The following is a 21599-nucleotide window of genomic DNA, read 5'->3' as shown; positions in this document are numbered from 1 at the left end:
CATCAACCATGATCGATGCCCAGCCGAACCTCATCGCACACTGGCAAGACCTGAACGCCCAAGCTGACGCCGGCACCATCACCATTCCAGCTGGCGTCGCCAAACAATGCGACGCAGCGTGCGCGACCTACATCGAACACCTCGAACAGATGAAGCGCGACGCACTTGCATTGAAAACGACAAAATCGTGGGGCGACCTCAAGTCTGCCCAGGATTTGCAAGCCAAGTTCCTCGCGAAAGCCACCGGCACCGATCGCTCTCTTGACGTGATTCTTCAGCAGCACATCGATGTCATCGAATCGATGCGGATGCTGTTTCGTCGCTACTTCGACGAGACCATGGCTGCCGACGACCAGACAGCTGCGAACATCACCGCGCTCACTCCGAAGAACTGAGAGACCGCCGCTGTCGCCGGACCCCCGCTATCCCGCCCGCACCTAAGCACCCGTCGAGTCACAGCCACGGTGGCCACCAGTGCGAGAGCCGAACACCCCGCGACCACCCATCGGGGCGGGTGATCAGTGCGCGCGCAAGGGCGACCCGTTGCTGCTGACCGCCCGCCATCTCAGCAGGACGATGCGACGCACGATCCCCGAGCCCGACATCGGCCAACGCTGCCGTCACCTAGCTCGCCGGGACCCGGCGACCGGCGAACCGCACGGGCAGTTCGACGTTCTGCGCAGCGGTCAGTGAGCCCACCAGATTGAACGCCTGAAACACGAATCCCACATGTCGTCGTCGCAACTCTGTCCGAGCCTTCTCGTCCGAGTCGGCAATGTCGAAACCTGCGATCGCGACGGTGCCACTGGTAGGGCGATCGAGCCCCGCTGCGCAGTGCAGGAGCGTCGACTTCCCCGAACCCGACGATCCCATGGTCGCGGTGAAACTCCCCCTCTCGAAGTCCATCGTCACCCCGTCGAAGAGGTGTGGATACCCACCGCCGGCGTGAATCGAGCGTCAGGCGCGTAAGCGGGCACCTCGCCCGTCCCGGGAACCGTTGCCCGCCGGCGTGCGTCCAAGCACTTAGGTGTTCTCCGAGGAACGGACAAGAGCAATGGGCAGGGCACAACGATGGACGCCGGCGATGGCAGCACTTCTGCTGCTCGCGGGCTGCGCGAACACCACCGACGGTGACGCCCTCGCCACAGCGACATCGAGTGCGGCGGCTAGTACGACCGCCTCCACGCCGACGCCATGGGACCCATGCACCATCCCCGACGAGGCCATCGAGCGTGCAGGATTGAACGTCAGTACCAAGGAGTCAGGAATCTTCGGCCGCGATCAGAACGGATTCAAGATATGCGGATGGGAAAGCCGGCCGCCGAGTAGCAAGTATTACGTGCGTGTTTTCGTCGGTTTCGAGACCTTGGACTTTGTCGACGATCCGAGCTACTTCAATCGACTTCAACCTGTCCGGGTGGGCACACGCGACGCCACGCAGTACCAACAACTTGCGGCCGATGCAGCTCTGAACTGCGGTGTCGCCTTCGTCGCAGGTGCTGAATTGATCAGAGCGACACTAATCACGGGCACACAGGTTGGCAACCCGCCGTACGACCCGTGCACCGAGTTGAACACGGTCGTGGCCGCTCTCGATTCCGAACTTCCCACCTAGACCATCCCGATACGAAAGGCGTCGAACTCGTGGCCGATTCCCAACCGGACCTGCTCACGTACTGGCGGGACCTCAATGCCCAAGCCGACGAAGGCACCGTGGCCATTCCCGCCGACGTCGCTGCCAAGTGCGACGCGGCATGTGTCACTTACCTCGCGCACCTGGAGAAGATGCAGATCGACGCGCTCGCGTTGGCAGAAGCCAAAGACTGGGGCGACTTGAAATCCGCCCAGGACCTGCGCGACAGATTCCTCAAGAAGGCCACCGGCACCGATCGCTCTCTCGACGTGATCCTTCAGCAGCACATCGACGTCATCGAATCGATGCGGATGCTGTTTCGTCGCTACTTCGACGAGACCGAGGCTGCCGATGACCAGACGTCTGCGAATATCACCGCACTCACTCCGGGAAACTGAGTTTGCATTCAACGCTTCGCGACGCGCTTTTCACACCCTCCGCACGCAGAAAGGGCTGGTTGCACCGCACCTGATCGTTCGTGAGCGCTCAGGTGCACGAAAAGTAAGGGACGACGTCCGCTGCAAACGCCTCTCGGCGAGTGGTCGCTCGAAGCGACAAATGGGGTGAGGCCCGGGGCTTGCCAAGCGAACGCCGTCGAAAGAGTCCAACGAGGTGCCTTCGCTGACTATTCCCACCCACGTCAGCTGTGTTCGGTGATCATCACTGCCATGGTGTTCGACTCCAGCGCCTCGAAGATGTGCGGCTCATCGCCGGGATAGGCGACGTAATCACCCGGAGCCAGTTCGACGGCCTCACCCATCGGCCCCACCATCGCCCGCCCGGCACTGAGCACCACATGTTCGACAACTCCCGGCGAATGCGGGTCCGAGCGCCTCGGTTCACCGACGTTCGCGCTGATCAGATAGATGTCCCGTCGAGCGTTCGGTGGAGACGACGCCAGCAGCGTCGCCGAGTAGTCCGCCCTGTCCGACGCGAATCTCGGCCCCTCCCCCGCACGGATCAGACGGACAGACTGCTTCGCGGGTTCGACCAATCTGGAGAACGGCACGTCCAAAGTGACGCTGAGCGCCCAGAGGGTCTCGAGACTCGGGTTCCCGGTACCCGATTCCAGTTGTGACAGAGTCGATTTGGCAATTCCTGCTCGACGAGCCACTTCCGCGAGAGACAGGCCGACCCGTCGTCGTTCCTGCTGGAGAGCGGCAGCGATGGCCGCGATCGGTGGTCCGGTATCCGCCATTCGTTCACTCCATCGGTACGCGCGTTTGATTTGACGAACAGCCTAACATCGTCCACTATAACGACCATGCGTTCGACATGGCGAACCCCAGGCGGTTCGAGAAACTGGCTCACGAGCTTCGGCGGGGTCAACATCCGCGACATAGCGCTCGTCTGTCTGGCCGACGCGCTCGTCGGAGCATCGTTCGGTGCCATCTCGGTGGCCGCTGGCCTGCCCCTGTGGTTGCCGGTCGTGATGTCGCTGGTGGTCTTCGCGGGCTCCTCCCAGTTCATTTTCGTCGGCATTCTTGCGGCAGGCGGCAATCCCGTTGCCGCCGTCGCGAGCGCGTTGCTCGCCAACACCCGACTCGTTCCGCTCGGCTTCTCCATCGGCGAGGTCTTCCAGAACCTGTCGCCGATCAAGCGGCTGCTCGGAACTCACCTCATCACGGACGAGGCGGTGGCCTTCAGTGTTTCTGAAAAGGACGAGGGCAGTCGTCGAATAGCGTTCTGGCTGTGCGGCATCGGTCTGTTCGTCACCTGGAACATCGGCGTAGTCATCGGCACTCTCGGCGGAGGAGCGATCACCGACACTGCCGCGCTCGGTCTCGATGCCGCATTCCCGGCGATTCTGCTGGGACTGATCATGCCTGCCCTTCGAGACAAGGCCACCCGCACTGCAGCTCTTCTCGGAGCGGGTGTCGCTCTCGTCGCGTCGATGTTCTTGCCGAGCGGGCTGCCCGTGCTCCTGGCCTTGATCGCTGTCGTCCCGGCCATGCTGTCCACGGCTCCTGTTGCACCGAAGGAATCCGCATGAACCTCACGACTCCCCTGATCGCGCTGATCATCGGCACCTATGCGCTCCGCATCGCAGGGCCGGCACTCCGAACCCGAGTCACCATCTCGCCTCGCATCGACAAGGTGATGACCACTGCCGTCGCCGTCATCTTCGTGGCACTGATCGCCACATCGACCCTCCTTGTGGATCGGGACTTCGCGGGCTTCGCACTACCCGCAGGCGTCGCCGTTGCCGGCGTGCTCGCCTGGCGCAAAGCACCCTTCGTCGTCATCGTTCTCGCCGCAGCTGTCACTACTGCGGGACTTCGATGGGTCGGCGTCAACTGACTCTGCAGCGGTCAGTTGGTCCACTCGATGTGACATTGACCCCCGAAAAGGCCACCAGATGTCACATTGAGTACCCAGGAACGGGAACAATGGGGACGGAACACGGGAAATCGACTGTCGACTTTGGGAGCAGCAATGACCGCGCTGGATGCAGTACGACGACGGTGGCCGAAGACGATGCCGTTGCAGCCGTTGCCGTCGGAGTCGTGGGCGAAGCAGGAGCCCACCTGGAAGGGTGCGAATCCGCAGGTCATCGAGTCCGCATTGAAGCGTGCGAAGACTCGGACCTCCGGTAATTGGTTCGTGTTCGCCGCCAGTCGCGACGTCAAGGCCGACAAGCCGTTCGGTCGCTATGTCGGCACTACCGAACTCGTGGCCTGGCGCGACTCGGCAGGCAAGGTGCACATCGGCCCCGGCGCATGTCCGCATCTCGGTGCGGCGCTGGATACCGCGAAGATCGAGTGCGACACGTTGGTCTGTCGCTGGCACGGTCTTGCGCTCGGGCCGAAGGGCAAGCCCGGTTGGCGTCCTGTTCCGGCATTCGACGACGGGGTTCTGGTGTGGGTGCGGCTCGACGAGCTCGGCGGTGAGGAGCCGACGCCCGTCCCCGTGGTTCCGATCCGCCCGCCGTCCTCGACTGCCATCGCCGGGGTGGTGACTCTCGTCGGCAAGTGCGAGCCCGACGACATCATCGCCAATCGTCTCGACCCCTGGCACGGAGCGTGGTTCCACCCGTACTCGTTCGCACGCCTGAAGGTGGTCAGTGCGCCTACCGAGATCGACGTGCCCGACGAGGACGATCGCTTCCTCGTCGACGTGACCTTCCGCGTCAGCCGGGGCATCGGCGTGCCGGTGCGGGCCGAGTTCGTCTGCCCAGGCCCTCGTACCATCGTGATGCGCATCCTCGACGGTGAAGGAGCGGGAAGCGTCGTCGAAACGCACGCGACGCCACTTGCCCCCGCAGCCGATGGCACCCCGCGCACCGCCGTCATCGAGGCCACGATTGCCAGCTCGGATCGTCCGGGATTCCAGATGGCGCGCAAGGCAGCGGGGCTCCTGCGTCCGGCGATGAACTTCACCGCTGCACGGTTGTGGAAGGACGATCTCGACTACGCCGAGCGACGCTACGAGTTGCGTTCGCAGGGCCGGGCCTGATCTAGCCTTCGACGAACTCGGCGAGTTGTGCGATGACGGTCCCCCAGCCGTCGTGGAAGCCGTACTCCTCGTGCATCTTTCGGTCCTCTGCGTTGCGGTGCATCACGTGGGCGTGGTAGTTGGTTCCGTCGGGGTGGTCGGAGAGGGTGATCACCGCGGTCATGAACAGCTGCGGTGCCGGCCGCCACCCTTCGACGAGCGAGTTGGTGAACACGATGCGCTCACCGTCGTCGACGGCCAGGAAGCAACCGTCGATGTGCGGCGCGAAGTCGCCACCGGATTCGCTGATCAGCGTTCGGAAGGCACCACCGGGCTGAGGATCCCAGGCGTCGACGCGGCACAACGCGGGCGCGGGGATCCACCACTTCTCGAATTTCGACGGGTCCGTCCACGCACTCCAGACTGCAGCGCGTGGAGCCTTGATGACGCGGGAGATGGTCAGGTCCAAAGCAGGATCGATGAATGTCATTGCGCTTCACTTTCTTTCGAGGAGCCGGTGACGAACTGTTCGAGGCGATCCGTCCGGGATTCCCAGACGGCCCGTTGGTCTTCCAGCCAGTGACCGGCCACGTCCAAGTTGGCTCGCTCGATCGAACACGCACGGACGCGGCCGACCTTGCGCGTAGTGATCCAGCCACTGCGTTCGAGCAGACGAATGTGTTTCATGAACGACGGCAACGTCATGTCGAACGGTTCGGCGAGCTCCCCCACAGTTGCCGGTCCCGACCCGAGCCGACCCAGAACCGCGCGCCGCGTCGGATCCGCCAAGGCCTGGAACACGTCGTCGAGAACTTCCGAATACTGAGCCATAAGGCACACTATCGCTGTAGTCATACTTAGCGCAAGGGCTAAGTATCACGGATCTTCCGACCCGACCACGCTACGATCCGTCGGCAAGATCCTTGAAGTACCGAGCAACAGGCCATCGCTGAAAACCGTTCGCCTCGTACGCTGCTCGCGCTGGCGCATGGCCGGGATCATCACCGGTCTCTACCATGATCATCCGCAGTCCGGCTGCCTTCACCCTTTCGAACGATCCTTTCATGAGCGCTCGACCGATACCGTCTCGTTGCCGGGCTGGATCGACGACGAGGACATACACCTCACCCATGTTGTCGTCGGGGTGCAGTCGGGTGCAGACCCAGCCGATCGGACTGTCACCGTCCAGAGCAACGTCCACGTTCTCGGGTTCGTCGTCGACGACGGCCGCCAGATCGTCGTACTGACGCGCTCTCCACCCCGCCGGATAGAAACAGTCGTACACGAACGGAGGGACGGACTCCTGCACGAGCGGAAACACCGGTTCCCACGCGCGAAGTGACAGCGCGAGCACCTCGGCTCGGTACTGCTCGACGTACGGCACGATGGTCATCACCAGCGTGAGTGTAAGCGGTGGTGGAGTCCGCGACCGATCATTGTCAGCCAGTCGGGCCGCGAACTCGACCCCTGCTGCGCCACAGCACTATTGAAGCTGAAAATTTCTCGAGAAACTGCCCGAAGACTCTTGGCACTCCAAGGGTGAGAGTGCTAATTTCTGTTCTGCACAGTTGAGGAGCGACTCACCACAGGGGTGAGCGCATCTGCGTACAGGAGGTGGTTGCTGTGCTTCGATTCGATCCGTTCCGTGACGTCGATTCACTGGCCTCGGCGATGCTGGGTGTCTCTTCCGGTTCGGACCGCGCTCCACGATTCATGCCGATGGATCTGTACAAGGTCGATGATCACTACGTACTCAGCGCCGATCTGCCCGGCATCGACCCGGGATCCATCGACGTCGACGTCGATCGCGGCACCTTGACGCTCACCGCGCATCGTTCGGCACCGGAAAGCTCGGGTGTGCAGTGGATTTCCTCGGAGCGCTTCGCCGGAACCTATCGTCGCCAGGTCTCACTCGGTGACGGTGTCGACACCGAACGCATCGCTGCGTCCTACGACAACGGCGTTCTGTCGGTGACGATTCCGCTCGCCGAGCGTGCGAAACCTCGAAAGATCGATATCGCTCGCGCCGAGTCGCCCAGCGAGCAGAAGTCCATCGAACACGAGACGACCTGAATCGAACCGACCACGACACGGCAGTGGGGGTGATGCGCAATGCAATCCGAGGCGGTGGTGTGGACGGAATCGACCGACCGTGAGCGCTGGTGGCGCACGGTGGTGGGCGTCGAGACGAGCACGAGGGAATGCTCGACGGCAGATGTGCTCGATCAGTGTCGAGCCGAGCCTCTCGACGACGATCTCTACCCGCACACACAGCACGCAGCCTGACGAGAAGGGCCGGCACCGAGCATTCGGTGCCGGCCCTTCTCATCGGAAACATCTACAGAGACAACGAAAAGAACGCACTCGATGGATCGACCACGTACTCCGCGAACGGCGGGCACTCGGCGAATCCATGCCGCGCATACAACCTGCGGGCGGCGGCGAAGTAGTCCTGAGTTCCCGTCTCCAGGCTCACCCGCCCGTACCCGCGTCGGCGCGCGTCGTCGAGAACATGAACGAGCAGACTCGACGCCACACCGCGGCCCCGCGCCGCCCCCGTAGTCCGCATCGACTTCAGCTCACCGTGATCGGGTGAAAGCTCCTTCAAAGCAACGATTCCCAGCAGAGCGTCCGCCTCCCAGGCAGTCCACACGCTGACGTCCGGTCCGCGCAGACTCGACAGATCGAGGGCGTGCACACTCTCGGCAGGCGAGGTGGCATGCATGTCCGCGAGATGTTCGGTCAGCAGCGCGTGCACGTCCGGACGCGACAGATCGTCGCCCTCGATCCGAACGCCTGAACTCACCTGTTCATGAGCTTTTCGATGGCGTCGAACATCTTGAATCGTCCACTCGTGGGCACTGTTTCGATGTCGTGACCGGTGATACCCCAACTCGCCAGAAGCGTGTTGGCAGCGTGCAGACCGGTGGTGGCCGCACGTTCCATCAGTGCCACCGGCAGGTCGATGCGGATGCCGTCACCCGCGAGTACCAGTGCGGGTTCGGGGGTGCGGACGGTCGGGCGTTCGGCGAACGCGCCGAGGCCGAACATGGGGCAGTCGTCGCGCCACTCGGATCGCTCTGCGACGACCTCTGCAGCAGCGGTTTCCGGATAGATCTCGTGCATCCGATCCATCAGCTGCTGCCGGGTGACCTCCTCGGATTCCTCGGCGGCGTAGGCGTGCAGTTCGACGACGGAGCCGCCGGTGCGGGCAGCCCACTGCGCCGCCTCGTCCTCGAATCGTTCGAGCACACTGATGTTGTCGATCGGGGGCATACCACCGGTGCCGATGAAGGCGGGACGATCAGCGTTGACGGCCTTGCTCAACCAGACTCGGTGCACCAGGAACGGCGGCGTGTTCTGCAGGGCCGCAATCTGTTCGCGCCACTCCGGCGTCCCGAGCTCCGTGGACTGCTCGAGCACCCGCTGCAGTCCGGCGATATCGGTGGCGAGTACCACCGCGTCGGCGTCGATGATGCCGCCTGCGTCGACGCGAAACTTGCGCAAACCGCCGCGGGTGATCTCGCCGCACGGTGTGGAGGTCCTGATGTCGACGCCCAGACCGGCGAGGTAGTCCCCCAACGGGTTCCACAGCGCCTGCGGGTACGGGTCACGGGGAACGTCGAAGATCAACCCCTCGGAGGAGCCGAGGAAGTAGATGTGGAACATCATCGCCAGCTCGGCGGCGGACATCTTCTCGGGGTCGGCGAAGAAGCTTCGGGAGAACACTCCGAACGCCAGGTGCCGTGCCGCCTCGGGGAAGTTGATGTTGCGCAGAAATTCTGCGGCCGGAGTGGTGTCCAGCTCGTCGAAGGTCTTGGGCACACTCACCGTCATCAGCGGCAGCGCTGCGATGCCGTTGAGGTCGGTGAGATCCTTCCACCGGAACGTCGGACTGCGCTTGACGAACGCGAAGGCGTTGAGCGGCGGCGTATCCGGCAGCCCCTTGAATCCGTCGATTCGGCCGTCACCGTCGATCAGCGGGTAGTCGTCGACCGGACGCAACCGCGCCAACCCGGGATCGGTGCGGCGCAACAGGTTTCGGAGGTTGTAGTACTGCCGAAAGAACGCATGGAAGCCACGGCTCATCGTCGCGGGCGACCCGTCCTCGAGCGTCGTGTCCCACCCGCCGACGCGACCACCGAGGTAGCTCTCGCGCTCGACCACGTGCACTTTCACCCCGCGCTCGGCCAGTGCGGTCGCAGCACTCAAACCTGCGATACCACCACCGACCACCACCACGTGCGGGATGTCCGCCAGTTGACCGGCACTGGAATAGCCCGGCGCGGCAGCATGGGTGACCTTTTTCGAATCGGTCAACGCTCTTCCTCCGCGGGACGAGAACCGAGGAACGTGTGCACCACATCGTTCTGCCAACCGGTCATGGTTTCTCTGGCGACACCGGTGTAGCCGGCACGCTGCATCCGCCGCATGAAGGCCGATGCGCCGTCGAAGGTCACCACGCTGCGCCACAGATGCCGGTACAGGGTCGCATCGCGCGTCGCCAGCCAGCCGAGCGGAATGATGATGCCCCAGCTCACCACGTTCCAGGAGATCCTGGCCCGCAGCGAATCATGCACGGAGTACTCGTGGAATGCGATGGTCGAGCCCGGACGCAGCAGCGACAGAAGCGATTTCAGCTCCGTGTCCGGATCGTCGACGTTCCTGATGAGGTACGCAGCGAGAATGGCGTCGAACGGACCGTCGACCCCGTTCATCGCCAGATCCTCGACGCGTGAGTGCACGAACGTCACGTTCGACGGCCACTCCTTGCTCCGCGCGACGTCGAGCATCTCGGCCGACGCGTCGGCGGCGACGATCTCCGCATGCGGCGCGGCTTCGAGCAGCGCTGCAGTGGATGCGCCGGTGCCACAACCGATGTCGAGCAGACGCAGGCCTGCCCCCAGGTTCGGGATCCGCAGCCGCTTGGCCGACTTGAGCAGGTGTTCGTGGTAACCGGGGTTCGCTCCGACGAGTCGGTCGTACGCCTTCGCTCCGACGTCGAACGCCCCGGGAACTTCGTTGCGCGGCAGTCCGCTCTTACCGACCTTCACAGTGCCTCTTCCTTGCTCACGCGGGCAGAGGGCCCACCCTGGACCGATACGACATCACCGTGCTGCAACTGCCGTCCGCGCCGCACGTCCACATCCCCGTTGACGCTGACCAAACCGTCGGCGATCACGCCCTTCGCCTCGGCACCGGATTCGATGAGGTTGGCGAGCTTGAGGAACTGACCCAGTCTGATCGATTCGTCGCGGATGGGGACATCGTGTGCGTCGGACATGGCTCCATCCTGTACTAGCAAGCCGTTCGCTGCTACCAACCGGTCACATCGAGGAACGGAACCGGCGCAACCGCAGGCTGTTGCTCACCACGAACACCGAGGAGAGCGCCATCGCAGCGCCCGCGAGCATCGGGTTGAGCAGGCCCGCCGCGGCCAGCGGGATCGCCGCGACGTTGTAGGCGAAGGCCCAGAACAGGTTGCCCTTGATGGTGCTCAGCGTGCGCCGGGAGAGCCTGATGGCGTCGCCGACGGCCCGGAGATCACCACGCACCAACGTCAGGTCGCTGGCCTCGATCGCCACATCGGTGCCGGTACCCATCGCGAGACCCAGGTCGGCCGTGGCCAGCGCGGCTGCGTCGTTGATGCCGTCGCCGACCATCGCCACGACCTTGCCCGACGCCTGCAGGTCGGTGACGGCATCGACCTTGCCCGTCGGCAGGACACCGGCGATGACCTGGTCGATTCCCACCTCGGCAGCGATCGTGCGCGCGGCGGCCTCGTTGTCGCCGGTCAGCATGACAGGAGTCAGGCCGAGTGCTCGGAGTTCCGCGACGGCCTGCTTAGAGGTCGGCTTCACCGCATCGGAGACCACCAGCACGCCGCGGGCCCTGCCGTCCCAGCCGAGGGCGACGGCGGTGCGGCCCTCGTGTTCGGCCGTCTCGAAGGCATCGGCCAATTCCGCCGGTAGAGGCATCGACCAGTCGGCCAACAACGAGCGGCGCCCGATGACCGCTGCCCGGCCATCGACGACGCCCTGCACGCCGAGGCCCTCGAGGTTCGTGAATTCCTCGACCGTCATGGACTGGGCCGAACCCGCGATGGCTCGGGCGATGGGGTGCTCCGAACCCGATTCCAACGCCGCTGCCACGGCACGGACCACGTTCTCGTCCTCGCCGTCGGCCACGTGCACCGACTGCAGAGTCATCTCACCGGTGGTGACGGTTCCTGTCTTGTCGAGCACGACAGTATCGATGCGTCGCGTGGATTCGAGAATTTCCGGACCCTTGATCAGGATGCCGAGTTGCGCCGCCCGCCCGGTGCCGACCATCAGTGCCGTGGGTGTGGCCAGTCCGAGCGCACACGGGCACGCGATGATGAGCACCGCAACCGCAGCGGTGAACGCACCTGCCGCGGAACTGCCTGCACCGAGCCAGAATCCGAGCGTCGCAACCGAGATCGCGATGACGATCGGTACGAAGATCCCGGAGATGCGATCGGCCAAACGCTGCGCCTGCGCCTTGCCCGTCTGCGCGTCCTCGACGGCCTTCGCCATCTGGGCGAGCTGAGTATCGGAACCGATTCGCTGTGCTCGCACGGTGATTCGACCACCCACGTTGAGCGTCGCACCGACCACGGCATCGCCGACGCCGACCTCCACGGGCACGGATTCACCCGTCAGCATCGATCGGTCGACGGCCGAGGATCCACTCTCGACGGTGCCGTCGGTGGCCACCTTCTCACCCGGACGAACGACGAACAGATCGCCGACGGCCAACTGCTCGATCGGAATCTGGTGTTCCCTATCGTCTTTCAGTACGGCAACCGTCTTTGCACCGAGGTCCATGAGGGCACGCAGCGCCGCCCCGGCCTGACGCTTGGACCGGCTCTCGAACCATCGCCCGGCCAGGATGAAGGTGGTCACACCCGCCGCGGCCTCGAGGTAGATGTTGCTCGCCCCGTCCGTCCGCGCGATCGTGAACTCGAACGGATGCGTCATGCCTGGCGTGCCTGCGGTGCCGAAGAACAGTGCGTAGAGCGACCACCCCAACGCCGCGAGGGTGCCCATGCTGACGAGGGTGTCCATGGTCGAGGTGCCGTGCCGCAGGTTGGTCCATGCCGCGCGGTGGAACGGCAGTGCGCCCCACACGACCACGGGCGCGGCGAGAGTCAACGACAGCCACTGCCAGTTGGTGAACTGCAACGCCGGGATCATCGCCATCGCGATCACCGGCACGCTGAGCACCGCCGAGACAATCAGGCGTTGCTTCAGCGGATCGGTGGGGAGTTCGTCGGCTGGTTCGGCCGCGGGAAGAGTGGCGGTGTAGCCGGCGGCTTCGACGGCCGCGATCAGCTCGTCGGTGGCCACGCCGTCACTGGTGACGCGCGCCTTCTCGGTGGCGTAGTTGACCGTCGCCGATACTCCGTCGAGCTTGTTGAGCTTGCGTTCGATGCGGTTGGCGCACGACGCACAGGTCATGCCACCCAGAATCAGTTCGGTTTCCGTACTCATCCCTGATTCCCTTCTACTTCGATGACGAATTCGGCGGTGTGCACGACTCCCCGGTGCTGGAAGTCCAGATAGAGCGCATATGTTCCCGCGGTCGGTGCGTCGACGGCGAAGTCGACCGTCGGCCCCGGCGGCCCGTCCTCCGGATGTACGTGCAGGTAGGCGAGGTCGTCGGCGCGCAGGGCCACCAGGTGTCCGTACGCGCCGAGGTACGGCTCCAGGTCGGTGACCTCACGGCCGTTCTGATCGATGGTCAAGGCAATCGTGGATTCCTCCCCCGCGACCACCGCGCCGGCGAGCGTCACGTCGTAACCGTCGACACTCGATGTCACATTCGGTGTACTCGGGGCCTGCGGCCGATAGTCACCGGGAACGGTCAGCTCGGCTCCGAGGGTGATATTCTCCCCGCCGGCCGGAGTGAAGTCGGCGAACAGACGGTACGGCCCGGGCCGGGTGAGATCGAGAGCCGTCGACCATGTTCCCGACGCGTTTCGCGTCGGATGTACGTGCTGGAAGTCCGTCAGATCGCGCCGCACGGCGACGAGGTGCAGTTCCTTGGTGTGCACGACGTCGTAGTCGGTCAGAGCAGCTCCGTCCGGTCCGCTGATCGTGAAGGCGAGCGGTACGTCGGGGCCGGACTCGACCACGGCCCGATCGAGCGACAGCGTGTAGCCGTCCTGGGTCGCCTGCAGCCCGGCAGGAACTGCCGCCGAGGCAGTGGTGTCGTCGTGTGCGCCGTGGTCGGTGTGCGGCGTTGCTGCCGTCGCCTGCGCGTCGGGTCCGATCTTGTCGCCGACGAACAGGGCCGCCAGGAACAGGAACGCAATCCCGACGACAAATCCGACGAGCCTGGTGGGTGCGTCGAGTTCCTGCCGTCCTGAGTTCACATCGCCACCCTACCCCCCCAGGGTATCTAAACGGTAGGTTCGAGGTGCATCTTGTAGCCGACATGGGAATCGACGAAGCCCAGGCTCCGGTAGAAGCGATGGGCGTCCGTTCGACTGGCGTGGGACGTCAGCTGCAGCGTTGCCACCACCGCATCACCGAGGTCCGACGCCACCGCCTCACGCAGAACACAGTGGGTGCCGTCGGGCAGGTCGAATCCCGTCGATGTCATTCGAGGGTGAAAACCCATGCGTACGACGGTAAATGACGCGGTTTGTAACGCAAACGACCCGACCGACGAAATCCCGGGTAACCCACTGGCAACTGCAGTCGGGAACGGTTCGGGCGGACGTGATGGGGATCGAAAACATGAATGTTGGCAAGTCGAAGCGTGTGCGCGTTGCGCTGAGCGCGTTCGCGATCGGAGCACTCGGTGCCGGAGTAGTAGTGGCCGCACCGTGGTCGGCTCCGTCCACGACCACCGAAGCGTCGATCGAACTGGTGTCGACGGCAACGTGCTACGACATGGTCAGCATCGCCATCGGCGGACGCAACGACACTCCGCGCGAGGGCGTCAAGTGGCTCACCACCCCCGATGGCGAACGGCTGCCTGCCGCGATGTCCGGCGACTACTCCAGCGATTGGATCGACCAAGTCGTGCGGGCACCCAACAACGGCAACGTCGTTCCGGATTCGTACGCCGCGGTGTACGTCGAATACCCGGCCGACATGGCGAGCTACGAGAACGCCGTGCAGACCGGCGTCACCAACTCGCAGACCATCATGAAGTCCATCTCGGCGTCCTGCCCGCAGACCCGTTTCGCCATCGTCGGCTACAGCGAGGGTGCCGACGTTGCTCGTCGCACCGCCATGGAGGTCGGCAACCAGGTTGCCGGAGCCGACGGCAAATACGGCATCGTCGACCCCTCCCAGGTCGTCGGGGTGGTCATTCTCGCCGACGCCGGCCGTGTCGCCGGAGAGGGCCCGTTCCCCGGTGCCGAGAACCCGTTCGGCAACCCGGACGGTTTCGACACCAAGTACCAGAACGGCAACTCCGCAATCTCGGGCCAGGGCGCGTTGCCCGGAACATCGGGTGGCTTCGGAGCACTCGACGGCCGAGTGGCGTCCTTCTGCTCCGAGGGTGACCTCACCTGCGCACTGCCGGAGAACACGTCGCTGATTCACCTGGCCGCCAACATCGGTCGTCAGGTCAATGCCGACGCATTGGAGAGAGAGCAGCTGACGCCCGCCACTGGAGCGGATTTGGCGCTGGCACTGGGCCGCATCGCAGTCAACGCCTTCAACGACATCGCCTCGCAGCCCAACTGGATGCAGAGCGACGAGACGTTCCTCGACGTGCTGATCAAGGTGTCCGAGCCCGGCTACGAGCCCGGCGCAGTCACCACCCCCGTCTCAGCCGAGGTCGACGGCGAGCAGGAGCCCATCAGGACCGATCAGATGATCGACATGGTGTACCTACCGCAGAAGATCTTCCGCGAGATCACCGGCTTCATCTCGTCCAACCAGAACACTGTCCCGGTGATCATGAACGATCCGTACGGTCTGACGTTGGGGCCGGGATCGGGACACCACTTCGATTACTGGCGTGACGCCGACGCCGCCAACGGCAAGCCACTGACATCGGCTCAGTACGCCGCCGCCTGGCTGACCGAGCTCTTGGAGGAGGCCAACAGGGGCGAGCCGGTGAAGACCAAAGAGGTGCAGGAGAAGGCCGGACGTGCAGCGATCGAAACGATCGTGGCCCCGAAGACCACCTCGGCCACGGCAACCCCGACGGCCACGACGACCGCGCCGGCAACCTCGACGCCCGTCGTGACCACCACGGTTCCGGTTGTGCCTGCACCCGCAGCAGAAGCACCGGCACCGGCACCGGCACCGGCACCGGCATCCGAGCCGGTCGTAACCCCCGAGTGCACCGTCCCTGTCGAGGGTGAGACCCCCGTCGAGGGTTCACCGCCGCTCTGTGTCACCGCGACCGAAACGGCTGCTGAAACAGCGACCGAGACCGCGGTTCCGACGACCACCGAGGTTGTACCTGCGTCGTAGTCCGTTTGCTCGCAGATCGCTCATGAGCCCGTCCACCGCAATCATTGGGTGGGCGGGCTCTGTGTTTTCACATCGAGAGTGCGACGGGCCTCAGGCCGTGCCGCGTAGCTTCCCTCGGACCACGATGCCCACGATCAGCAGCGCCACCGCCACGAACACCACCATCGACGGACCGCCACGGTCGAGACCTGTCAGCGTCGGAAGCGGCGCGAGCAGGGCCAGCCCAAGCGGCGGCACAGTCAGTGCACAGGCACCGCCGCCGTACCAGAAACCCTCGAGCCGGTCCCAGTCGGAACGGCTCTGGACCCGATCTTCCACATGCACCATGACTGTCGCCAGCGGTATCGCCACGAACAGCCACAACAACGGAGACAGCGGCAGTCCTTCTCGGCCCAGCAACGCGTCGGTGATGAGCGTCGCGCCGAAATACGAAGGCAAGAACACCGCAACGGCGAGGAAGAACCCCAGTGTCACGTCGGAGGCGTCGTCGGGCAGATCTGTGTTCCCGCTGTGATCGGACATCACCTGCAGGCTACGTCCACGGTGCCCAGACCGGTCGGGCGTTTCGGGAGTCGTGTTCGACCGTTCGCTCAGCTATGGCCGCTCTCGACGGCGGGCCGACGCATCAGCACCGCGCAGGCAACCGTCACCACTGCAACGACCGCCAGCCCGGCGACCGACAACACCAGGTGGTCGGGCTCGATCGTGCGCGTGGCGACTGCGCGGTCGTAGGTAGAGGCGATCTGCGAGCTTGCGGCGTACACCGTCACCGGCAGGGTCATGGTGAACAGCGCAGGCAACGCGACGGCCAATGAACCCGGCGCAGCAGACAGCACGGACACCAGTGCGTACGCGACGACGAACGGCAGGGCGAACTGCGACACCGACGGCAGATCGAGGTAGCCCTCGACCAGGGATGCGCCTGCAACGACGAACAGCCCGCCCAGTCCGACGTAAACCTGCGGCCACCGGTAGCCGATCCCCGCTCCGACGACCAGCAACGCGGCACTTAAGGCCAATTGCAGCGAATCCTCGACGGCAAATCCCATCGAACCGACCGTCGCCGACGCGAACAGCACCAACAGCACGCGCCCGTCCCGACCCGGAAACACGAACGACGCCAACAGCGCAATGGCTGTCATACCGGCGAGTGCACCGAGCCACACGGCTTCCCCACTGTCGTGACCGTCGGCGAACCAGTTCAGAACACCGGCAACCACAGGCAACGGAAGACCGACCAGCAGAATTCTTCGGGTCTCGTGCGACTGCAAAGCCACGTCGCGGTGTGCCACGTACAGCGAGATCGCCGCACCCAGAGCCGCAAGCACCATGATGATCGCCCGCTCCGGAACCACCGCGTCCTCGGCACCGACGACATCCCACACGAACACGGGGCCGTCGTCGGCTTGCAGCAAGGCATCCAGCGCTCTACCGAGAAGACCGGCTCCTACAGCGGCGACCGCCAGCGATGCCTGTGCTCCGCGATGTCGCCCCGCCAGCACGGCGGACGCGCCGAGCACTACGCCTGCTCCCACAGCACCGGCCCAGTCGCCGACCAATCCGGTCACCATGCCGACTGTCCGGAACACGACGACGAATACAGCTCCTATCGCCAACACGAGCACACCCCGTGCATTCCAACGCGCCAGCGCGACGCTGGTCAGGCACGCGGTCAGCGCGAGGACGGTGAGCCCGTTGACGATCGTTGCCGGTGAACCGAATTCGGCCGTGCTGCTCAGCAGGGAGTAGAACGGTCGGATATCACTGATCGCATAGCCGACGACGAAGCCGGCGAGGATCATCGACAGTACTTTCATACTGCCGATCATGCCGTCAGCCGAATTTCACTCCCTGCGCCAGGGGCAGTTCGTTGGAGTAGTTGACCGTGTTCGTCGCTCGACGCATGTAGGCCTTCCATGCGTCCGAACCGGATTCGCGGCCGCCGCCGGTCTCCTTCTCGCCGCCGAAGGCACCGCCGATTTCCGCGCCGGAGGGTCCGATGTTGACGTTGGCAATACCGCAGTCAGAGCCGGCTGCGGACAGGAAACGCTCCGCCTCGCGCAGATCGGTGGTGAAGATCGACGACGAAAGACCCTGCGGCACATCGTTGTGCAGTGCGATGGCCTCGTCGAGGGTCTCGTACGTCAGCACGTACATGATGGGCGCAAACGTCTCGTGCTTGACGATGTCGGTCTGCGCGGGCATCGTCACGATCGCGGGCTGAACGTAGAACGAGTACTCGTCGACCACGTTCACCCGCTCCCCACCGACCACGACGGTTCCGCCGTCGGACACCGCGGCCTCCAGCGCCTTCTGATAGCCCGCGAAAGCACCCGCATCGATGAGCGGGCCGACCAAAGTGTCACTGGCCAAGGGTGATCCGATCGACAACGTCTGGTACGCCGCAACCAGCTTGCCGACCAGTTCGTCCGCGACGGAGGAATGCACGATGACGCGTCGGAGCGAGGTGCACCGCTGACCTGCCGTTCCGGCAGCCGAGAACACCAGCCCACGCGTCGTCAGATCGAGATCGGCCGACGGCGTCACGATCGCCGCGTTGTTGCCGCCGAGTTCCAGCAACACTCGGCCGAATCGTTCGGCGACACGAGGTGCAACAGCCCGGCCCATTCTCGTCGAACCGGTGGCCGAGACCAGTGCAACCCGCGAATCGTCCACCAGCGCTTCGCCGGACGCGCGATCACCGATCAACAGCTGCGCGATCTTGGGGTCCACTCCGGCCGCGGCGGCGGCGCGTTCGAAGAGTGCCTGCACTCCGACGGCAGTCAGCGGAGTCTTCTCCGACGGCTTCCAGATCACCGTGTCTCCCGCGACGAGAGCGAGAGCGGTATTCCAACTCCACACCGCGACCGGGAAATTGAACGCGGTGATGACGCCGACGACACCGAGCGGATGCCACTGCTCCATCATCCGATGCCCGGGCCGCTCGGTGGCGATCGTGTTGCCGTACAGCTGACGGGACAGTCCGACGGCGAAGTCGCAGATGTCGATCATCTCCTGCACCTCACCGAGCCCCTCGGAGACGATCTTCCCGGCCTCGATGGACACCAGCGCGCCCAGATCCTCCTTGTGTACGCGCAGCAGTTCACCGAGTTCCCTGATCACCTGACCACGCACGGGGGCCGGCACCTGCGACCACGACACGAACGCGGTGCGCGCGTCGGCGACGACGGTCTTGACATCGGACGCAGAGGCCGACGCCAGCGACGCCAAATTCCCACCGGTGATCGGCGAGCGCGCGACGATCGAGTCCGGTCCCGCGGGGGCGTCGAGCGCGATCGTGGCACCCAGCCGGTCGAGGATGGCGCGAGTGCGCACACTCAACTCGTCGTGGGTGATGGATGCAGACATGCGCGTACACCTTCCGTGAAGAGAACCGAACCGTCGGAGATCAGCCTACCGATGACGGTCACAACCGTATAATTTCCTGCTTTTTGGGCTTGCTTACGGAATATTAACGCGTATCTTCGTCCTTATGACGCAAGTATTACAGCGCACCGGAGCGACCATCGACGCCTCCAACGTTCGGAACGTGATCGGTGAACACCTCCTGGCCGACGGTTTCGAGCTGGTTCTCGACCTCGATGCCTCGACCGGGTCCACCCTGGTCGACGCCAGGGACGGCACCCGCTACCTGGACCTGTTCACGTTCTTCGCGTCCAACGCCCTCGGCATGAACCACCCCGCTCTGATCGACGACCCGGACTTTCGGGCGGATCTCATGCAGGCGGCGATGAACAAGCCCAGCAATTCCGATATCTACACCGTCCCCATGGCACGGTTCGTCGACACGTTCGCGCGGGTCCTCGGTGACGATCGACTGCCCCACCTGTTCTTCGTCGAAGGCGGCGCCTTGGCGGTGGAGAACGCGCTGAAGGTCGCCTTCGACTGGAAGTCACGCTGGAACGAGCGCAACGGCATCGATCCATCCCTGGGCTCACAGGTGATGCACTTCGAGCACGCGTTCCACGGCCGCTCCGGGTACACGATGTCTTTGACCAACACCGACCCCAACAAGGTCGCACGATTCCCGAAGTTCGATTGGCCGAGAATTCCGTCCCCGTTCATCAGATCCGACGCGAACATGGACGAACTCGAGGACGCATCGTTGGCAGCGGCGCGGGCGGCGTTCGAGGCCAGTCCGCACGACATCGCCTGCGCCATCATCGAACCCATCCAGGGCGAGGGTGGGGATCATCACTTCCGGCCTCGATTCCTGCAGAAGTTGCGCGCCCTCTGCCACGAGTTCGATGCGCTGTTCGTCATGGACGAAGTGCAGACCGGAGCCGGAATGACCGGCACCGCATGGGCGTTCCAACAGCTCGACGTCGTCCCGGACGTCGTCGCCTTCGGCAAGAAGGTCCAGGTGTGCGGCGTGATGGCCGGCGGTCGCGTCGACGACATCGACGACAACGTCTTCGCCGTCAGCTCACGCATCAATTCGACGTGGGGCGGCAACCTCACCGACATGGTGCGGTCGCGTCGAATCCTGGAAGTCGTCGAATCCGACAAGCTCATCTCTCGTGCCGGTCAGCTCGGAGACGTATTGCTGACGATGCTGCAGGAGTTGGCAACTCGACACTCAGTTGTATCCGAGGTCCGCGGACGCGGTCTGATGTGCGCCTTCTCGCTGCCCGATGCCTCCACCCGCGACCGAGTGATCGAGCTCTTGCGCACCGAGGAACATGTCCTGGCGCTCGGCTGCGGCGACGCGGCAGTGCGATTCCGCCCTGCACTGACGATCACCGAAGCCGAACTGACACAGGCAGTCGAGTCCATCGACCGGGTGCTGAGCATGCTCTAGCGCTCGGGCTCGATGTCCTTCTGCACCAATCGAATCTGTGACGTCGGAATGACACCGGAACGGAAGTAGAAGTTCTCCGGCGACTGCCGCAGATCACCGTCTTCGACGCCGCTGACCTCCCAGACATCGACCGGACCTCCGGTGTTGTTCATGCCGACGAACCAATCACGTTCCCACGCATCGGCTGCCAGAAAGCAACCTTCCTGCTCGGGCTGGTGGCTACCGGCAATACCGCGAGCAGCACCCATGCGACGCCAGTCGAGTCCGTGCTGCCGAATCGACTCACGGTTGAGCACCGAGGTCACGTGATAGCGAATGGTCATCGGCACAAAGTAGCAACGGGAGTTCGCCTGGTACAGCGATTATCGGGCAGCCCGGCAGGTCACAAACGCCTACAACAGCATTCGTGCTGCGCCCTCTGCGACTGCATCGGCTGCTCGCTGGAGTGCAGCAGAGGACAGTGACCATTGCTGCCAGTACAGCGTCACGTCGTCGATTCCGTTGTCGTCGAAGCACTTCAGCGAGTCGCGAGCCTGCAGATCGGGGATCATGCCCCAGCCGAAGCCCAGATCGACGGCTTGCGCGTAGTCCGCAGAGGCCGGCACCAGGTGGCGGGGCGGCTCGTCGTGGTCGATACCGTAGCGGCGTAAGTAGGTGTCCTGCAACCGGTCGTCGGCATCGAACACGACCACTGGGGCGACGCGCAACGCAGCGGCCGTCACACCTGTAGGGAACCACCGTTCGATGAATTCAGGTGTGGCCGACGGCCGGTAGCGCATCGCACCGAGGCGTCGAACAGTGCAGCCACGAACCGGACTGGCCACGGACGTTATTGCGGCGGAGACGATCCCGTCGTGCAGCAGTTGAGCGGTCCGATCCTGATCTTGCCGATGCAGGTCGAAGGTCGTCTGGGACGCCAGTGGCGCGAGTGCCGGCAACACCCAGGTCGCCATCGAATCCGCATTGACGGCAAGGGAAATCGGAGCAGCCATGCCGTCGTCGTTCAATTCCGCCCGAGTCTGGTCGGTCAACGTATCGATCTGGCGCGCCAGACGCAGCACCGCAATGCCGGATTGGGTGGCCACCACCGGTTTGCTTCGTTGCACCAAGGTCCGGCCCTGTCGCTTGCCAGGGTGATGGGACCACCTGGTTGCCAGAGGGTAGGGACCACCGTGGCGCGTTATTGAGGATGCTCGTTGTCGGTGGTGGGGTCAACTGTTCCGGGTCGGGTGCGTTGGCGGTAGGA

26 protein-coding genes and 1 pseudogene are annotated in these 21599 nt (G+C 64.3%); 10 read left to right on the top strand and 17 right to left on the bottom strand.

What is annotated here, in order from left to right; genetic code table 11:
* Nucleotides 1-8: 8 nt before the first annotated feature.
* Entirely contained in the window at nt 9-395 is a 387-nt protein-coding gene (locus tag MTX34_RS19455) for a hypothetical protein (RefSeq protein ID WP_243610495.1), read from the top strand.
* A 58-nt stretch (nt 396-453) separates the two neighbouring features.
* Here MTX34_RS19455 and MTX34_RS19450 read toward each other — a convergent pair.
* A pseudogene (locus MTX34_RS19450) lies at nt 454-873 on the bottom strand (ABC transporter ATP-binding protein).
* A 211-nt stretch (nt 874-1084) separates the two neighbouring features.
* Between MTX34_RS19450 and MTX34_RS19445 the strand changes: the two are divergent.
* Both MTX34_RS19445 and MTX34_RS19440 read left to right on the top strand, forming a co-directional pair.
* A complete protein-coding gene (locus tag MTX34_RS19445) occupies nt 1085-1615 on the top strand; it encodes a DUF3558 family protein (protein ID WP_243610494.1) in 531 nt (176 codons plus the stop codon).
* A gap of 29 nt (nt 1616-1644) precedes the next feature.
* A complete protein-coding gene (locus tag MTX34_RS19440; protein ID WP_243610493.1) occupies nt 1645-2031 on the top strand; it encodes a hypothetical protein in 387 nt (128 codons plus the stop codon).
* A gap of 242 nt (nt 2032-2273) precedes the next feature.
* Here the strand turns inward: MTX34_RS19440 and MTX34_RS19435 are convergent, their stop codons facing one another.
* A complete protein-coding gene (locus MTX34_RS19435; protein ID WP_243610492.1) occupies nt 2274-2831 on the bottom strand; it encodes a helix-turn-helix domain-containing protein in 558 nt (185 codons plus the stop codon).
* 66 nt (nt 2832-2897) lie between these two features.
* Between MTX34_RS19435 and MTX34_RS19430 the strand changes: the two genes are divergently transcribed.
* The 3 genes from MTX34_RS19430 to MTX34_RS19420 all read left to right on the top strand — a co-directional run bounded on the left by MTX34_RS19430 (nt 2898) and on the right by MTX34_RS19420 (nt 5089).
* Nucleotides 2898-3626 carry an AzlC family ABC transporter permease gene (locus tag MTX34_RS19430; protein ID WP_243610491.1) on the top strand — a complete coding sequence of 243 codons (729 nt, stop codon included), beginning with the start codon at nt 2898-2900 and terminating at the stop codon, nt 3624-3626.
* The gene (locus MTX34_RS19425; protein ID WP_243610490.1) at nt 3623-3934 is read left to right on the top strand and encodes an AzlD domain-containing protein; all 312 of its coding nucleotides are present in this window, start codon (nt 3623-3625) and stop codon (nt 3932-3934) included. Before MTX34_RS19430 ends, MTX34_RS19425 begins: the two co-directional genes overlap by 4 nt.
* A gap of 135 nt (nt 3935-4069) precedes the next feature.
* The gene (locus MTX34_RS19420; RefSeq protein ID WP_243610489.1) at nt 4070-5089 is read left to right on the top strand and encodes a DUF5914 domain-containing protein; all 1020 of its coding nucleotides are present in this window, start codon (nt 4070-4072) and stop codon (nt 5087-5089) included.
* Nucleotide 5090: 1 nt separating this feature from the next.
* On the opposite strand, the gene MTX34_RS19415 is transcribed toward MTX34_RS19420, so the two are convergent.
* The 3 genes from MTX34_RS19415 to MTX34_RS19405 all read right to left on the bottom strand — a co-directional run bounded on the left by MTX34_RS19415 (nt 5091) and on the right by MTX34_RS19405 (nt 6461).
* A complete protein-coding gene (locus MTX34_RS19415; protein WP_243610488.1) occupies nt 5091-5558 on the bottom strand; it encodes an SRPBCC family protein in 468 nt (155 codons plus the stop codon).
* Nucleotides 5555-5899, bottom strand: a complete 345-nt coding sequence (locus MTX34_RS19410) for a helix-turn-helix transcriptional regulator (RefSeq protein ID WP_243610487.1) — start codon at nt 5897-5899, stop codon at nt 5555-5557. Before MTX34_RS19410 ends, MTX34_RS19415 begins: the two co-directional genes overlap by 4 nt.
* A gap of 70 nt (nt 5900-5969) precedes the next feature.
* Nucleotides 5970-6461 (bottom strand): N-acetyltransferase, encoded by a 492-nt coding sequence (locus MTX34_RS19405; protein WP_243610564.1) that lies wholly within the window; start codon nt 6459-6461, stop codon nt 5970-5972.
* A gap of 230 nt (nt 6462-6691) precedes the next feature.
* Between MTX34_RS19405 and MTX34_RS19400 the strand changes: the two genes are divergently transcribed.
* Together MTX34_RS19400 and MTX34_RS19395 are read left to right on the top strand one after the other, a co-directional pair.
* Nucleotides 6692-7141, top strand: coding sequence for an Hsp20/alpha crystallin family protein (locus MTX34_RS19400; protein WP_243610486.1), 450 nt, complete (start codon nt 6692-6694; stop codon nt 7139-7141).
* 39 nt (nt 7142-7180) lie between these two features.
* Nucleotides 7181-7354, top strand: coding sequence for a hypothetical protein (locus MTX34_RS19395; protein WP_243610485.1), 174 nt, complete (start codon nt 7181-7183; stop codon nt 7352-7354).
* A gap of 52 nt (nt 7355-7406) precedes the next feature.
* Here the strand turns inward: MTX34_RS19395 and MTX34_RS19390 are convergent, their stop codons facing one another.
* The 7 genes from MTX34_RS19390 to MTX34_RS19360 are packed head-to-tail and all read right to left on the bottom strand — an operon-like array spanning nt 7407 to nt 13714.
* Nucleotides 7407-7874: a GNAT family N-acetyltransferase gene (locus MTX34_RS19390; RefSeq protein WP_243610484.1), complete on the bottom strand. Its 468-nt coding sequence runs from the start codon at nt 7872-7874 to the stop codon at nt 7407-7409.
* Nucleotides 7871-9388, bottom strand: a complete 1518-nt coding sequence (locus tag MTX34_RS19385; protein ID WP_243610483.1) for an NAD(P)/FAD-dependent oxidoreductase — start codon at nt 9386-9388, stop codon at nt 7871-7873. Before MTX34_RS19385 ends, MTX34_RS19390 begins: the two co-directional genes overlap by 4 nt.
* A complete protein-coding gene (locus MTX34_RS19380; protein WP_243595767.1) occupies nt 9385-10122 on the bottom strand; it encodes a class I SAM-dependent methyltransferase in 738 nt (245 codons plus the stop codon). Before MTX34_RS19380 ends, MTX34_RS19385 begins: the two co-directional genes overlap by 4 nt.
* Nucleotides 10119-10352, bottom strand: a complete 234-nt coding sequence (locus MTX34_RS19375) for an RNA-binding S4 domain-containing protein (protein ID WP_032397061.1) — start codon at nt 10350-10352, stop codon at nt 10119-10121. Before MTX34_RS19375 ends, MTX34_RS19380 begins: the two co-directional genes overlap by 4 nt.
* 43 nt (nt 10353-10395) lie before the next feature.
* Nucleotides 10396-12582 carry a cation-translocating P-type ATPase gene (locus MTX34_RS19370; protein ID WP_243610482.1) on the bottom strand — a complete coding sequence of 729 codons (2187 nt, stop codon included), beginning with the start codon at nt 12580-12582 and terminating at the stop codon, nt 10396-10398.
* On the bottom strand, nt 12579-13466 hold the full coding sequence (locus tag MTX34_RS19365; protein ID WP_243610481.1) for a hypothetical protein: 888 nt from the start codon (nt 13464-13466) through the stop codon (nt 12579-12581). The genes MTX34_RS19370 and MTX34_RS19365 overlap by 4 nt, the downstream gene beginning before the upstream one ends.
* Nucleotides 13467-13492: 26 nt before the next feature.
* Nucleotides 13493-13714, bottom strand: a complete 222-nt coding sequence (locus MTX34_RS19360; RefSeq protein ID WP_243610480.1) for a hypothetical protein — start codon at nt 13712-13714, stop codon at nt 13493-13495.
* A 104-nt stretch (nt 13715-13818) separates the two neighbouring features.
* Between MTX34_RS19360 and MTX34_RS19355 the strand changes: the two genes are divergently transcribed.
* Nucleotides 13819-15531, top strand: a complete 1713-nt coding sequence (locus MTX34_RS19355; RefSeq protein ID WP_374640089.1) for a cutinase family protein — start codon at nt 13819-13821, stop codon at nt 15529-15531.
* Nucleotides 15532-15621: 90 nt separating this feature from the next.
* On the opposite strand, the gene MTX34_RS19350 is transcribed toward MTX34_RS19355, so the two are convergent.
* The 3 genes from MTX34_RS19350 to MTX34_RS19340 all read right to left on the bottom strand — a co-directional run bounded on the left by MTX34_RS19350 (nt 15622) and on the right by MTX34_RS19340 (nt 18900).
* On the bottom strand, nt 15622-16053 hold the full coding sequence (locus MTX34_RS19350) for a hypothetical protein (RefSeq protein WP_243610478.1): 432 nt from the start codon (nt 16051-16053) through the stop codon (nt 15622-15624).
* A gap of 68 nt (nt 16054-16121) precedes the next feature.
* Nucleotides 16122-17348 (bottom strand): hypothetical protein, encoded by a 1227-nt coding sequence (locus MTX34_RS19345; RefSeq protein WP_243610477.1) that lies wholly within the window; start codon nt 17346-17348, stop codon nt 16122-16124.
* Nucleotides 17349-17364: 16 nt separating this feature from the next.
* The gene (locus MTX34_RS19340) at nt 17365-18900 is read right to left on the bottom strand and encodes an aldehyde dehydrogenase family protein (protein ID WP_243610476.1); all 1536 of its coding nucleotides are present in this window, start codon (nt 18898-18900) and stop codon (nt 17365-17367) included.
* Nucleotides 18901-19024: 124 nt separating this feature from the next.
* Between MTX34_RS19340 and lat the strand changes: the two genes are divergently transcribed.
* Nucleotides 19025-20353 (top strand): L-lysine 6-transaminase, encoded by a 1329-nt coding sequence (gene lat, locus MTX34_RS19335; RefSeq protein WP_243610475.1) that lies wholly within the window; start codon nt 19025-19027, stop codon nt 20351-20353.
* On the opposite strand, the gene MTX34_RS19330 is transcribed toward lat, so the two are convergent.
* Together MTX34_RS19330 and MTX34_RS19325 are read right to left on the bottom strand one after the other, a co-directional pair.
* On the bottom strand, nt 20350-20676 hold the full coding sequence (locus MTX34_RS19330; RefSeq protein ID WP_243610474.1) for a hypothetical protein: 327 nt from the start codon (nt 20674-20676) through the stop codon (nt 20350-20352). The two genes, lat and MTX34_RS19330, sit on opposite strands and share 4 nt — an antisense overlap.
* A 69-nt stretch (nt 20677-20745) precedes the next feature.
* Nucleotides 20746-21510 carry an ArgP/LysG family DNA-binding transcriptional regulator gene (locus tag MTX34_RS19325; protein ID WP_279393510.1) on the bottom strand — a complete coding sequence of 255 codons (765 nt, stop codon included), beginning with the start codon at nt 21508-21510 and terminating at the stop codon, nt 20746-20748.
* Nucleotides 21511-21599: the final 89 nt, after the last annotated feature.

Origin of the sequence: Rhodococcus sp. ARC_M5 (assembly GCF_022810405.1) — a bacterium.
Lineage (GTDB): Bacteria > Actinomycetota > Actinomycetes > Mycobacteriales > Mycobacteriaceae > Rhodococcoides > Rhodococcoides navarretei.
This window is presented reverse-complemented; position numbering and strand designations above follow the sequence as displayed.